The sequence below is a fragment of the Sulfitobacter sp. THAF37 genome (genome assembly GCF_009363555.1).
In the GTDB taxonomy this organism is placed as follows: Bacteria; Pseudomonadota; Alphaproteobacteria; order Rhodobacterales; family Rhodobacteraceae; genus Sulfitobacter.
Window position 1 is genome coordinate 1,529,833 of the sequence record NZ_CP045372.1, and the last position, 14,220, is coordinate 1,544,052.

General features: G+C 62.5%; 13 protein-coding genes. 9 read left to right on the forward strand and 4 right to left on the reverse strand.

Translation table 11 applies throughout. The annotated features are described in order from the left end of the window. Window positions 1-28: 28 nt before the first annotated feature. The 6 genes from FIU94_RS07595 (at window position 29) to FIU94_RS07620 (ending at window position 7,714) form a co-directional block, all read left to right on the forward strand. Complete coding sequence (locus FIU94_RS07595) at window positions 29-529, forward strand: cytochrome c family protein (protein ID WP_152465204.1); 501 nt, start codon at window positions 29-31, stop codon at window positions 527-529. 165 nt (window positions 530-694) lie between these two features. Then, a complete protein-coding gene (locus tag FIU94_RS07600; RefSeq protein ID WP_152465205.1) occupies window positions 695-2,620 on the forward strand; it encodes an extracellular solute-binding protein in 1,926 nt (641 codons plus the stop codon). Window positions 2,621-2,627: 7 nt separating this feature from the next. Continuing rightward, the gene (locus FIU94_RS07605) at window positions 2,628-3,713 is read left to right on the forward strand and encodes a microcin C ABC transporter permease YejB (RefSeq protein ID WP_152465206.1); all 1,086 of its coding nucleotides are present in this window, start codon (window positions 2,628-2,630) and stop codon (window positions 3,711-3,713) included. Between the two features lie 68 nt (window positions 3,714-3,781). Then, the gene (locus FIU94_RS07610; protein ID WP_172975937.1) at window positions 3,782-4,906 is read left to right on the forward strand and encodes an ABC transporter permease; all 1,125 of its coding nucleotides are present in this window, start codon (window positions 3,782-3,784) and stop codon (window positions 4,904-4,906) included. Window positions 4,907-4,973: 67 nt separating this feature from the next. Then, window positions 4,974-6,557: an ABC transporter ATP-binding protein gene (locus FIU94_RS07615; RefSeq protein ID WP_152465207.1), complete on the forward strand. Its 1,584-nt coding sequence runs from the start codon at window positions 4,974-4,976 to the stop codon at window positions 6,555-6,557. Window positions 6,558-6,811: 254 nt separating this feature from the next. Next, window positions 6,812-7,714 carry a LysR family transcriptional regulator gene (locus tag FIU94_RS07620; protein ID WP_152465208.1) on the forward strand — a complete coding sequence of 301 codons (903 nt, stop codon included), beginning with the start codon at window positions 6,812-6,814 and terminating at the stop codon, window positions 7,712-7,714. Here FIU94_RS07620 and FIU94_RS07625 read toward each other — a convergent pair. Both FIU94_RS07625 and FIU94_RS07630 read right to left on the reverse strand, forming a co-directional pair. Continuing rightward, window positions 7,695-9,155: a D-alanyl-D-alanine carboxypeptidase family protein gene (locus FIU94_RS07625; protein ID WP_152465209.1), complete on the reverse strand. Its 1,461-nt coding sequence runs from the start codon at window positions 9,153-9,155 to the stop codon at window positions 7,695-7,697. The genes FIU94_RS07620 and FIU94_RS07625 overlap by 20 nt on opposite strands. Window positions 9,156-9,405: 250 nt before the next feature. After that, on the reverse strand, window positions 9,406-10,116 hold the full coding sequence (locus FIU94_RS07630; RefSeq protein ID WP_152465210.1) for an HAD family hydrolase: 711 nt from the start codon (window positions 10,114-10,116) through the stop codon (window positions 9,406-9,408). Between the two features lie 87 nt (window positions 10,117-10,203). On the opposite strand from FIU94_RS07630, the gene clpS reads away from it, so the two are divergent. From clpS to FIU94_RS07645, 3 genes are read left to right on the forward strand one after another with little or no spacing between them, the layout of a single operon-like run. After that, window positions 10,204-10,545, forward strand: coding sequence for an ATP-dependent Clp protease adapter ClpS (gene clpS, locus FIU94_RS07635; protein WP_152465211.1), 342 nt, complete (start codon window positions 10,204-10,206; stop codon window positions 10,543-10,545). A 3-nt stretch (window positions 10,546-10,548) separates the two neighbouring features. Continuing rightward, complete coding sequence (locus FIU94_RS07640) at window positions 10,549-11,541, forward strand: class I SAM-dependent methyltransferase (protein WP_152465212.1); 993 nt, start codon at window positions 10,549-10,551, stop codon at window positions 11,539-11,541. A gap of 22 nt (window positions 11,542-11,563) precedes the next feature. After that, window positions 11,564-12,364 (forward strand): SDR family NAD(P)-dependent oxidoreductase, encoded by an 801-nt coding sequence (locus FIU94_RS07645; protein WP_152465213.1) that lies wholly within the window; start codon window positions 11,564-11,566, stop codon window positions 12,362-12,364. A 33-nt stretch (window positions 12,365-12,397) separates the two neighbouring features. On the opposite strand, the gene FIU94_RS07650 is transcribed toward FIU94_RS07645, so the two are convergent. Together FIU94_RS07650 and FIU94_RS07655 are read right to left on the reverse strand one after the other, a co-directional pair. Next, window positions 12,398-13,333, reverse strand: coding sequence for a fatty acid desaturase family protein (locus tag FIU94_RS07650; protein WP_152465214.1), 936 nt, complete (start codon window positions 13,331-13,333; stop codon window positions 12,398-12,400). Between the two features lie 109 nt (window positions 13,334-13,442). Continuing rightward, window positions 13,443-14,000: a fasciclin domain-containing protein gene (locus tag FIU94_RS07655; RefSeq protein ID WP_152465215.1), complete on the reverse strand. Its 558-nt coding sequence runs from the start codon at window positions 13,998-14,000 to the stop codon at window positions 13,443-13,445. Window positions 14,001-14,220 lie beyond the last annotated feature (220 nt).

Sequence of the window (14,220 nt, forward strand, 5' to 3'; positions counted from 1 at the left end):
ATAGCCACAGAAGTAATGGACCACGCCCATGTTCGATACGATGACACTGACAAAAATTGCCGGCGGCCTCTTCGGGGCGTGGCTGATCCTGCTGCTGGGCAAATGGGCCGGCGAAGAGATCTATCACGCCGAAGCGCATGGCGATCAATCCTATGTCATCGAAGTGGCCGACGCCGGATCCGATGAGCCGGAGGAAGAGATTGATTTCGCGGCGCTGATGGAAGCGGCCGACCCCGGCAAGGGCGAGCGGGTTTTCCGCAAATGTTCCGCCTGTCACAAGGTTGACGGTAACGATGCGGTCGGCCCGCACCTGAACGGCGTCGTCGGACGTGACATCGCCTCTGTCAGCGGCTTCAGCTATTCCGGCGGCCTGTCCGGCAAGGAAGGCGCGTGGGAGCCCGAGACGCTGAGCGCATTCCTGGCTGACCCGAAGGGCTGGGCACCGGGGACCACGATGGGTTTTGCGGGCCTGAACAATCCCGAAGATCGCGCCAATGTGATTGCATATCTGGACGGCACAGACGGCTGATATTTCTATAAATTCTGCGAAAGGCCGTCCATCCGGGGCGGCCTTTTTCGTATCAGGGGTGCGGCACGCACAAGATTACATATTCGCAACTTGTATCTTGGCGGCGTTGGCCTTTAGCTTACATCTGGTTTGAACGACGATTTGAGACCCTCAAAGGAGAGCCTGATGATCCGACCCCAGTCCCGCGCAGCCGAACTGCCCCTGATGACAAGGCTCCGGACAGCGTGGACCGCGCTGCTGGTGATAGGGCTGGCGCTGGGCGCAGGCACTGCCGCCCTGGCGCAGGAAGAGACGATCAAGAGCCACGGCTATTCCTTCTTCGGCGATCTCAAGTACCCGGCGGACTACGACCATTTCGATTACGTGAACCCGGACGCGCCGAAAGGCGGCGAGATCTCGATCTCGACCCTTGGCACGTTCGATTCGATGAATCCCTATACCCGCAAGGGCCGCGGCGGCGTGCTGAGCACGGTCATGTACGAAAGCCTGCTGGGCGAGGGGGTCAATGCGGCGGCACCGGCAGATGTTTATTCGGAATACTACTGCCTGCTGTGCGAGAGCCTGGAATACCCGCCGAGCAAGGACTGGGTCATCTTCTACATGCGCCCCGATGCGACGTTCTCCAATGGCGATCCGGTCACAGCGCATGACATTGCGTTTTCGCACAACCTGCTGCTGGATCAGGGCCTGAAGTCCTATGCCGACGCAGTGCGCCGACTGATCCCCAAGGTCGAAGTGATCGATGATCACACCATCAAATTCTACTTTGCCGAAGGCGTTTCCCGACGCAGCCTGATCGAACAGGTGGGCGGTGTGCCCGCGTGGTCCAAGAAGTGGTACGAGGAAACCGGCGCGCGGCTGGACGAGGGGCGGCTCGAAATCTCGCCGGGGTCCGGCCCCTACATGGTCGACACCGTCGATGTGAACCGCCGCATCGTTTACAAGCGCAATCCCGACTACTGGGGCGCAGACCTGCCGTTCAACGTCGGGCGGAACAATTTCGACCGCATCCGGATCGAATATTTCGGCGATGAGAACTCTGCCTTTGAGGCGTTCAAGGCCGGCGAATACACCTTCCGCGCCGAAGGCAATTCCAAGCAATGGGCCAGCGCCTATGATTTTCCCAAGGTCCAGCAAGGCCAGGTCGTCAAGGAAGAACTGCCGAATGGATCGCCGCCGACACCCAACGGCATTGTCTTCAATCTGGGCCGCGAAGTGCTTCAGGACAAGCGCGTGCGCCGCGCCGTTGCGCTGGCGTTCAACTTCGAATGGACCAACGAGTCGTTGCAATACGGTCTGTTCAAACAGCGCGCATCCTTCACGCAGGATACGCCGCTGATGGCCACCGGCGTTCCCGAGGGGGATGAACTTGCCTTGCTCGAATCTCTGGGGGACGTGGTGCCACCCGAACTGCTGACCGACGAGGCGGTGATGCCGCATACTTCCAGCCCCGAGCGGCTGCTGGATCGCCGCAACCTGCGCACCGCGATGCGCCTTCTGGACGAGGCCGGGTGGTCGGTCGGCGATAACGGGATGCGCGCCAATGCCGAAGGCGAGCCGCTGCAGCTGCGGTTTCTTCTGAACTCCTCCGGCTCGGCCACGCTGGCCGCGGTGGTCGAAAACTTCATCTCGAACCTCAGGGCCATGGGCATCGACGCCATTCTCGAAAAGGTGGACGCCTCGCAATACACCACCCGGGAACGGGACCGCGACTATGACCTTGTATTCGACGAATACGCGGCCTTTCTGGGAACCGGCACCGGATTGATCCAGCGGTTCGGCTCCGAGGATGCGGCGTATTCGCTGTTCAACCCCGCCGGGCTCGCCAGCCCGCTGGTCGACGCGCTGATCGAGGCATCGCTGCGGGCGGAAACATCCGAAGAGGAAGAGGCGGCGCTGATCGCGTTGGATCGCGCGCTGCGGTACGAATTCTTCATGATCCCGGTGTGGTACAACGACGTGTACTGGGTCGCGTATTACGATCAGTACGAACACCCCGACATCCCGCCCTATGCGCTCGGCTACCTGGATTTCTGGTGGTACAATGCCGACAAGGCGGCCGAGCTGCGCGCCGCCGGCGCGCTGAGGTAGTCGCGGCGTGGGCGCCTATATTGTCAGACGGCTGCTGCTGATCATTCCGACGCTGTTCGGGATCATGCTGGTCAACTTCGCCCTCGCGCAGTTCGTGCCGGGCGGCCCGGTCGAACAGGCCATCGCCCGCATCCAGGGCGGCGGCGATGTTTTCGCGGGATTTGCCAGCGGCGGTAATGACGCGGGCGCCACCGAGGTGGGCACCGGCAGCGAATACGTGGGCTCACGCGGCCTGCCGCCCGAGTTCATCGAAGAGCTGGAACGCGAATTCGGCTTCGACAAACCGCCGGTTGAACGGTTCTTCAACATGATGTGGAACTACGTGCGCTTCGACTTCGGAGAGAGCTATTTCCGGTCCATCGGCGTGATCGACCTGGTGAAGGAAAAGCTGCCCGTGTCGATCTCGCTCGGGTTGTGGTCCACGCTGATCGCCTATCTGGTGTCGATCCCGCTGGGCATCCGCAAGGCGGTCCGGGACGGCAGCCGATTTGACACCTGGACGTCGGGCGCGATCATCGCGGCCTATGCGATTCCGGGATTCCTCTTTGCCATTCTGCTGCTGGTGCTGTTCGCGGGCGGATCCTATTGGCAGATTTTCCCGCTGCGCGGCCTGACCTCGGACAACTGGAGCGAACTGAGCCTCGGCGGCAAGATTGCCGATTACTTCTGGCATATCACCCTGCCGGTTCTGGCTTCGACCATCGGGGCCTTTGCGACGCTGACGCTGCTGACCAAGAACAGCTTTCTCGACGAAATCAAGAAGCAGTACGTGATCACGGCACGGGCCAAGGGGCTGTCCGAGCGCAAGGTGCTCTACGGTCACGTGTTCCGCAATGCGATGCTGATCATGATCGCCAGCTTTCCGGGCGTCTTCATCGGCGTCTTCTTCACCGGCTCGCTGATCATCGAGACGATCTTCAGCCTGGATGGGCTGGGCAGACTGGCGTTCGAAGCCACCGTGGCGCGCGACTATCCCATCGTGTTCGGCACGCTTTTCATTTTCGGCCTGATGGGGCTGGTTGTCGGGCTGATTTCGGACCTGATGTACGTGGCTGTCGATCCTCGCATCGACTTTGAAAAGCGGGAGGGCTGAGCGTGAGCGATCTAGCCAAAACCGACCCGCTGCCGCAGCGCCCGCCCGGACAGGAGGCGCCGCCGCCCGTGACCAAGGCACCGCGCGGCTGGCTGTCGCCGCTGAACCGGCGGCGCTGGAACAACTTCCGCCGCAACCGCCGCGCCTATTGGTCGATGTGGATTTTCGCGGTGCTGTTCGGTATTTCGCTGTTCGCCGAATTCGTGGCGAACGACAAGCCGATCCTGGTGAGCTACCGGGGCGAATACTACATGCCGATCTTCAACTTCTATCCCGAGACGGCGTTCGGCGGAGACTTCCAGACCGAAGCGGTTTATCGCGATCCGGAGGTGAAATGCCTGATCGCGACCGGGGGCATGGACCTGTGTTTCGACGACCCCGAAGGCTATTACGAAGATGCCCAGGACGGCGAGATCGACGGGGAGCCGATCCAGAACGGCTGGTCGGTCTGGCCGGTCATCCCCTATTCCTTCAATACCGCAGTAGACCGCCCCGGGGCCGCGCCGCTGCCGCCCAACGGACAGAACTGGCTGGGCACTGACGGCACCAAGCGCGACGTCATGGCCCGTGTGATCCACGGTTTCCGCCTGTCGATCCTTTTCACCCTGATCGTCACCGGCGCCGCCACGGTGATCGGGATCATTGCCGGCGCGTTGCAGGGGTTCTTCGGTGGATGGCTGGACCTGATTTTCCAGCGGGTGATCGAGATCTGGTCGGCGACGCCGTCGATCTATGTGATCATCATCATGTTCGCGATCCTCGGGCGAAGTTTCTGGCTGCTGGTCTTCCTGCTGGTCCTGTTTTCCTGGACCGGGCTGGTGGGCGTCGTGCGGGCCGAGTTCCTGCGCGCGCGCAACCTTGAATACGTGCGCGCGGCGCGGGCACTGGGGGTCAGCAACACCACCATCATGTTCCGCCACATGCTGCCCAACGCGATGGTTGCCACGCTGACCTTCCTGCCCTTCATCATCACCGGCACGATCAGCACACTGGCGATCCTGGACTTCCTTGGCTTCGGCCTGCCGTCTTCCGCCCCGTCGCTGGGCGAACTGACCCTGCAGGCCAAGCAGAACCTGCAGGCGCCCTGGCTGGCTTTCACCGCGTTTTTTACCTTTGCCATCATGCTGTCGCTGCTTGTCTTTATTTTCGAAGGCATCCGCGACGCCTTTGACCCCAGAAAGACCTTCTCATGACGCGGACACGGAAATTACGGAATTTCCGGCCCGATTTCTTCGAAGAAATCGGCCAGGGGGCGAAGGCATGAGCGCACCTTTACTGGATGTCCGCGACCTGAACGTCTCGTTCCGGCAGGACGGTGCACTGGTCAATGCGGTGCGCGGCGTGTCCTTTACCGTGCAGCGGGGCGAGACCGTGGCGCTGGTGGGCGAAAGCGGTTCCGGCAAATCCGTATCTGCGCTGTCCACCGTGTCGCTTCTGGGCGACAGCGCCGAGGTCTCCGGCTCCGTCACCTATGACGGGCAGCAGATGATCGGCGCGGACGCGGCGCTGTTGCGCAAGGTGCGCGGCAACGACATCAGTTTCATTTTTCAGGAACCGATGACTTCGCTCAATCCGCTGCACACCATCGAAAAACAGCTGGGCGAAAGCATCGCTTTGCACCAGGGACTGGTGGGGGACGACGCGCGGGCGCGCATCCTGGAACTGCTGGAAAGGGTGGGGATCAACGACGCGCAAAGCCGACTGGGCGCCTATCCGCACCAGCTTTCCGGCGGTCAGCGTCAGCGGGTGATGATCGCCATGGCGCTGGCCAACAAGCCGGACGTGCTGATCGCGGACGAGCCGACCACCGCGCTGGACGTGACAATCCAGGCCCAGATTCTCGAACTGCTGAAAGAACTCAAGGACAGCGAAGGCATGGGCCTGCTGTTCATCACGCACGACCTTGGCATCGTGCGGCGCATCGCCGACCGTGTCTGCGTGATGCAGAAGGGCGTGATCGTCGAGCAGGGCCCCACGCACGAGATTTTCGACAATCCGCAACATCCCTATACGCTGAAACTGCTCAGCGCCCAACCCACGGGCAGTCCCGAACCGGTCCCGGCTGACGCGCCGGAGATCGTATCGACCGAGAATCTCAAGGTCTGGTTTCCGATCCAGCGTGGCCTGCTGCGGCGCACCGTCGGACATGTGAAGGCGGTGAACGACACGACCCTGTCGGTCCGCGCGGGCGAGACGCTGGGCATCGTGGGCGAAAGCGGGTCTGGCAAGACGACATTGGCACTGGCGATCATGCGGCTGATCCAGTCGGAAGGGCGGATCACCTTTATCGGCGAGGACGTGCGCAAGTGGTCCACCCGGCAGCTGCGACGGCTGCGGGCGGACATGCAGATCGTCTTTCAGGACCCGTTCGGGTCGCTCAGCCCGCGGATGACCTGTTTCCAGATCATCTCGGAAGGCCTCGGCATTCATGGCATCGGCAAGGGGCAGGACCAGCGCGTGCTGGTGCACGAGGTGATGGAGGAAGTGGGGCTCGATCCGGCAACCATGGACCGCTACCCGCATGAGTTCTCCGGCGGGCAACGCCAGCGGATTGCCATCGCCCGCGCGATGGTGTTGCGGCCGAAACTGCTGGTGCTGGACGAACCGACGAGCGCGCTGGACATGACCGTTCAGGTCCAGATCGTCGATTTGCTGCGGAACCTGCAGGAGAAATACGGGCTGGCCTATCTCTTCATCAGCCACGACCTGAGGGTGGTTCGGGCGATGTCGCACAATGTGCTGGTGATGAAGCGGGGCGATGTGATCGAATATGGGCCGGCGGACGACCTCTATGACAACCCGCAGACCGAATACACACAGACCCTTCTGCAGGCGGCGACCTGAAGGCGCGCCGGCGTTCGCTTACATTGCGGGCCGTCTTACCTGAACCCGTCGGGGCTGCGCGTGCCGGTGGGCCGCCACCGATGCCGTTTTTCAGTCGGGGTGGGCCTGTCTGCCCGGATCGCCGTGCGCATGGCTGCTGCGTAGATATGTAACATCTCTTTTCCTCCGGTTTTGACTTTGACCCTTCACATATTGAGGTAATTGGGGCCAAATGCGACTCATGTAATATTGAAGCATGAAAGTCAGGGTTACATATGGATTGGAGAGCTCTTCCACCGCTGGCCGCGCTGCGTGCTTTCTCTGCCTTTGCCCAATGCGGTAATGTGCAGGCGGCAGGCACGGCGCTGGGGGTCAGCCATGCGGCGATCAGCCAGCAGCTGCGCGCGTTGGAGGCACATCTGGACGTGGCGCTGCTGGACCGGTCGGGCCGATCCATGCGGCTGACGCCCAAGGGCGAGATTCTGGCCAAGGCGCTCCATGCGGGCTTTGCCGCAATGATCGAAGCGGCGCAGGACATCACCGGCGAACGCGATGCGCGACCGCTGCATATCTCCTGCACGCCGACCTTTGCGGCCTCGTGGCTGATGCCCCGCCTGCCGTCCTTCCGTGCCGCCCACCCGGAGGCGAGCCTGCGGCTCGACCCGACGCCTGCGCTGGCGGAGCTGTCGCCGGATGGTATCGACATCGCCATCCGCTATGGCACGGGCCCCTGGCCGGGGCTTGAGACGGAACTGCTGACGCTGTCGCCCATGGTCGTCGTTGCCGCGCCCAGGCTGGTAGGGGAGGGGCCTTTGCCGCCGCTGGAAACGCTGTCCGACTATCCCTGGCTGGAAGAGGCGAGCACCACGGAAAGCACAGACTGGTTACGCCGCCTTGGGCAGGGGGACCTTGCGCCCAGGGCACTGATGCAGGTGCCGGGCAATCTGCTGCTGGATGGGGCGCGGGACGGGCAGGGGGTGGCGGTGACGGTGCACCTGTTCGTCGCGCGGGATATCGCGTCGGGACGCCTGCGCGAGTTGCATCGGGCGGACCGGCCCGGAGCGGGGTATCACCTGGTAACGCGGCCCGGCGTCATGCGGCCCGCGCTGAAGGATTTCGTGCAATGGATCCGCCGCGAGGCGGCTCAGGATCCGCCAGTCAACCCGGCCCTACCATGAAGCAGCTGATGTTGCGCGCGGCAAGCCTGCGACACGCCAGGTCGGCGCTGTCGCGGGTCATTCCGAGGAAATTCGCATCGAACCCCTGTGGCCGCTTCACCACCTTGCGCAGGCTTCCGTCCAGCGTGGCCATTTCAGACAGCGCAGTCTTCAGCAGCACCTTCTCGGCGGCATAGCGGCTGGGATAACGGCCCAGGTTCACACCCCATTGCCGCCCGCCCGAGGTCGAGACCCGGCTGACAACTTCCTGCTCTACCGGCGCGGGGGCCGCCGCGGCAACCATGGCCTGGGGGCGGATCGTTGGCCGCGCCGAAACTTGGGCGGCAGAGGCCAGTGTGACCACACCATCTTCCGCTGCGGGCGCCGGGGGAGTGATCGCGGGGCTCTGCACCGCTTCCTTCAGCGCCGCGGTGACGTCGGCGTTGCTGACCACCGGATCGGCAGCGGCGACAAGCACCTGAGCCTCTGTGCCGGGCCGCAACTGCGGTCGCTTGGACGTCGTGACCGCGCCGACGAGGCGGATCGTCTTGCCCGCGCCACCGGCGCTGTTGCCGGTGTCCTCGTCCTCCACGTCCGCATAGACCATCTCGCGCTTCGGCTTGTTCAGGGGGGCGTTCGACGGGGCCCGGCGGAAGCCAAGGTCCATCAGTTCCGCCACCTTGGCGTTGCGCGATGCTGTGGATTTGCCGCCAAAGACGGTAACGATGATCCGTTCATTGCCCCGTTCCGCAGAGGCGGTGAGGTTGAAGCCCGCCGCCCGTGTGTAGCCGGTCTTGATCCCGTCCGCACCCTTGTAGGACGACAGGAAACGGCGGTTGGTGTGGCTGACCTTGCGGACCCCGGCATCGGCGGTAATGCGCGAGAACAGGTTGTAGTACTGCGGGTAGTCATACAGCAGATGCCGCCCCATCAGGGTCATGTCGTGGGCGGTGGACAGGTGGCCCGCCTCGGTCAGGCCATGCATGTTCTTGAAGGTGGTGCGCGTCATGCCCAACGATTTCGCGGTGCGGTTCATCCGGCGGGCAAATTTGGCTTCGGACCCTTCGATCGCTTCCCCGATTGCGGTGGCGGCGTCATTGGCCGATTTCACCGCCGCAGCGCGGATCAGGTACCGCAGCTTGATCTTCTGGCCCGGACGCATACCCAGCTTGCTGGGCGGCTCAGCGGCTGCATTCTTTGAGATCGTCACCTCGGTATCCAGGCCGATTTCACCCCGGCGGACCGCCTCGAAAGCGATGTAGAGCGTCATCATCTTGGTCAGGGACGCCGGATGCAACCGGGTGTCCGCGTTCTGTGAATGAAGCACTTTCCCGGTTCGGGCGTCGATCACATAGGCGGCATAGGGGGCTGCGATGGCGCTGAGCGGTAAGACCACGAGAAGCCATATTGCCGCGATGAAAAATAGCCCGAAGCGGGCCGGCTGAATGCGCCGCGCCTTCATTTTGAACCTGCCTTTTTTGCCTCTGGACCGCCGATTTTTCGGCTGGCCTCATTTTGATTGGGAGTAAGGTAACACAGGTTCAATTTTGGGAGAAGTCATAACGTACTGGTAAATCATAGAAAACAGGCGCACGTGCCGTCCACATCTAGCGGCAACCTAAAATGGCGCCACAATAGGGGCCATTAAGGCGAAAATGTGGCGATAGCTGGGCGGAAATGCCTTTTTCCAAGGACTGCGTCCTGATGGCATCTCAGCTCGCCGATTTGCACCGCCGGATGAGATCGGGCAGCTTCGAAAGATCAGGGATTTCCGCGAACCTCGGGTGGTTCTCAGGCGCCTTGGCGTGTTCCAGCGCCCAGGTCAGCCCATGCGGCACCAGCACGCCCCAGCCGCCCGCTTCCAGCATCGGTAAAACGTCCGAGGCCATTGAATTGCCCACCATCATCCCCTGATCCGCGCCGGTGCCGTGACGCTCGAAGATGTCGGCATATTCGGTGGGTGTCTTGTGCGAGACCACTTCGATCGCATCGAATCGATCCCGCAGGCCCGATTGTTCGACCTTGCGCATCTGGTCCAGCAAATCGCCCTTGGTGATCATCACCAGCTTATGGTCGCTCCGCAGCAGCTCAAGCGTGTCCTCGACGGCCGGCAGCAGCTCGATCGGATGGGACAGCATATCGCGACCCGCATCGAGGATGTCGCCGATCACCGTGGCTGGCACCTTGCCGTCGGTGATCTCGATCGCGGTTTCGATCATCGACAGGGTGAACCCCTTGATCCCAAAACCATAATGCGAAATGTTGCGCCTTTCCGCCTCGGTCAGGCGGTCCATCAGATCCGGTTTGTCGGCGTGGTCGGCCAGAAGCTCCGCAAAGCGGTCCTGCGTGAGGGCAAAGAACTGTTCGTTCTGCCATAACGTGTCGTCGGCGTCGAAACCGATGGTGGTCAATGGCGTGGACATTTCCAAGCTGCCTCTTTTCTCGTAACGCGAACAGGTTATATACACCCACACACGACTCACAACGCACAGCAACCTGCCGGAGCAGCAATGCGCCCTGACGAATACATGATGGCGAACAGGTCGGACGATGACGGTCAGACCGATCTGCTGACCAAGACCAAGCCCAAGACGAAGCGGCCGCCGCTCTACAAGGTGCTGCTGCTGAACGACGACTTCACACCGATGGAGTTCGTCGTGCATGTGCTTGAGCGATTCTTCGGGCTCAATCATGCGCAGGCGTTCGAGATCATGCTGACGGTCCACAAGAAAGGGCTGGCCGTGGTCGGGGTCTTCAGCCACGAGATCGCGGAAACCAAGGTCGCACAGGTGATGGATTTCGCGCGTCGGCATCAGCATCCGTTGCAGTGCACGATGGAAAAAGAAGAATAGCGTGTGATTGACGCACGTCTGGATCTGGCTCTTCAAGGCGGGCTTGAGCTGCCGGAAGAGGGGCAGATCGCCGTTTTCCGGCCCCCCGAGGACGCGCAGCTGCCCGGGATCGACCGTGATCGCTGTCATATCGTACAGGATTTCAAACCTGTTTTCGATGCCTGGGAAGCGCGCGGATATACTGCGGTGCGGATGATCCGCGACCGCTATGCCGCCGCCATCGTCTGCCTGCCCCGCGCCAAATCCGAGGCTCGTGCCCTGATCGCGGCGGCCTGTGGCACCTGCGACGGGGTTGTCGTGATCGACGGTCAGAAAACGCAGGGCATCGATTCCATATTTCGCGAGATGAAAGCCCGGGTCACAGTGAACGGCCCGATATCAAAGGCGCATGGCAAACTGTTCTGGATCGACGCCGCGGCCAGCGATTTTTTCGCCGATTGGGCCGAAGTGCCGTCGCAGACGCCGGGCGGGTTCTGGACGGCGCCGGGGGTGTTCTCGGCCGATGCGGTCGATCTTGCCTCGGCGCTGCTGGTCGATGCCTTGCCGGCCAAGCTGGGGGCGGAAGTTGCGGATCTGGGCGCGGGCTGGGGGTTTCTGGCCGCGCATGTGCTGACCCGCGAAAGCGTCAAGACGGTGCACCTGGTCGAGGCCGGCCACAGTGCGCTGGAATGCGCGCGTCACAACGTCACCGACGACCGTGCCAAGTTCCACTGGGAGGACGCCACAAAATGGGCGCCGCCGCACCGGATGGACAGCATCGTCATGAACCCGCCATTCCATCAGGGCCGCGCCGCCGAGCCGCAGATCGGCCAGGCTTTCGTCGCCGCGGCGGCAAGGCTCTTGCAGCCAAACGGCAATCTGTGGATGGTGGCGAACCGCCATCTGCCGTATGAGGCAGAGCTGAAAAAGAACTTCGACCATGTCGAGGAACTGGGCGGGGATGCGCGTTTCAAACTGTTTCATGCGTCCAGACCCGTGCGGTCGGCCCGGCGCTGATCGGATCTGAGAAGGGAAAGCGATGTCTTTTTCGATAACCGGCAAGACCGCGATCGTCACGGGTGCCGCCAACGGCATCGGCCTGTCCATCGCCCGCCACCTCGCGGATGCGGGGGCCAATGTCATGTGTGCCGATGCCGACGAAAAGCAACTGATCAAGGAGCTGGGCAGCGAGCCTGACGACGGCAACATCCGCGTTTTCGCGGGCGATCTGCGCCAGCGCCTGACCATCGCCAACCTGATCTCTGCCACGATCGACGCTTTCGATCAGGTGGATATCCTGGTCAATGCCTCGCGGCAGGTCCTGACCTCCGACGCGCTGGACGTCGAAGACACCTCGGTCGAGACGCTGCTGGAACAGAATCTGATGACGGCGCTGCGGCTCACGCAGGCGGTCGCCCGAAGAATGATCAAACAGGCCGACCCCGAGGCCAAGGGGCAGGTGGGGTCGATCATCAACCTCTGCTCGACCGCGTCCAAGCAGACCCGGCCCGAGCTGATGGGCTATGCCATCGCGGCCTCCGCCGTGCAGCAGATGACCCGGTCCATGGCGCTGTCGCTGGCGCAGCACCGGATCCGGGTAAACGCGATCTCTTTCGGCAGCGTGATGAGCGCCTCGTTGCGGGCAGCAGTGGCCGAGAATCGCGAATGGCGCGACGACATCCGCAAAAACACCCCGCTTGGGCGCATCGCCTCTCCGAACGAGCTTTGCGAGGCGGTGCAGTTTCTGGCGGCGGACAGTTCGGCCTTCATGACCGGAGAGATCATGGTGATCGACGGCGGCCGCACGTTGCTGGACGCCGTGACCGCACCGGCGCACTGAAGCCGGGTTTCAGCTGGCCGGTACGGGCCGTACCTACCAGCCGGCCTCGGCCAGGGCATGGCCATAGTTGGGAGAGACGCGCATACGGCCGCCAAGCCCGGCCTTGCAGAGAGCTTCGTGCATCTCGGGCAGCCGCCAGCAGGGGACGTGCATCACCATGTGATGTTCAAGGTGGTAGTTGACCCAGTAGGGCGCAACCAGCGCACGGGCGATGGGGCCCGCGCGGGTGGTGCGAACATTCTGCAAGGGATTCTCGGACTGTTCGGTTGCACCGTGTTCGGCAATGTTGCGGATGCGCAGAACCAGCTGGAACCACGTGAGGTAGGGCAGTATCCAGAACGCGAGGCCGTACCACCATTCTCCGGCAATGCTCATCACCAGCGCAACGCCCGCAAATACCGGCAATGATTTCCACAGGTCCCGCGCTTTGAATGCCTGCGCGGCATCCTGATTGGCCGCCTCGATCGCGTCGTCGTCCCCGGCCAGGCGCAGGGACATCATGATCTGGCCGATCAATTGCCGCGCGCCGGTTTGCCCGGTCAGGTCCCGGATGAATTTGCGGCGCAGGCTGGCGTGAGAAGTTGGGAATTTGGCCGACAGCACCAGGTCGGGGTCCTTGTCGGTCTGGGTGTGGCGGTGATGGGTCAGGTGATAGTGGCGGTAACTGGCCAGCTCGGCCAGGATCGGCCGCCCGCACAGCCATTCCCCCGCGAATTCGTTGATCCGGCGGGTCTTGAAAAGGGCATTGTGTGCCGCTTCGTGCATCAGGATGGCGAGGCCCAGCTGGCGAGAGCCGATCAGCACGACGGCCAGAAGGGCGGTCAGGATGTTCGGCCATAGCGCGAACAGGCCGACAGCCCCGGCGATCACACCCCAGCAGTGCAGGACCAGCCAAGCCCCCATGAGGTCCGACCGGGCGGCGAGCCCGCGGATGGTGTCGCTGTCCAGATATGCCTTTCCGGGTGTCATGCCCCATGCTGTGCCAGCAGGACCGTCAGGTCAAGCGCGACAGGCGCTGCCTACCCAAAACCCCCCGCAACCGGGCTGCGGGGGGCAATCTAGCAAACTATGGTCAACGTTACTGCTTGGGCAGCATCACGCCGTCAATCACGTGTATGATCCCGTTGGACTGGTTCACATCCGGGATGGTGACAAACGCACCATTGCCGTTCTCATCGACGATCAGCACACGACCGTCATCAGCGAAAGAAGCTGTCAGTGTGCAACCGCCCAAGGTCGGGATCGCATGGCTGCCGCCACCCGCTTCGATCATGCCGGTCAGCGCCTCGGCAGTGACCACCCCGTCGACCACATGGCAGGTCAGCGTCTGGGTCAGTTGTTCACGATTGGCGGGCTCCAGCAATGTGGTGACGGCCCCTTCCTCAAGGCGGTCAAATCCTTCGTTTGTCGGCGCAAATACGGTAAAGGGGCCGGGGCCGGACAGCGTTTCCGCCAGGCCGGCCGCCTGCACGGCGGAAACGAGGGTGGTATGATCCGCCGAGTTCACGGCATTCTCAACGATATTGCGGTCTGCGAACATTTCTGCGCCGCCCACCATCGGGTTGTCCTGCGCGAAAGCCGCTGTGACCGAAAGTGCGAGGGCAGAAGCGGCCAGTGTCAGTTTGATCGGTTTCATATCTGATTCCCCATTGGGTGTCTGTTACGGTATGGGAAGGTACGTGATCCGATTGGATTTAGTTTCAAGGGCTGCACTAGCGCAGGCATTCAGCACTGGTGTCGGCGCCTTCTGCGTCTTGCCTGTCTCGCGTGGGGCCGGTGATGATCACCGGATCGGGCCGGTTCGCCGATGAAGGCGACAGATCGCGGATTTATGCTTGACGGGGGCTGTGGGCTGG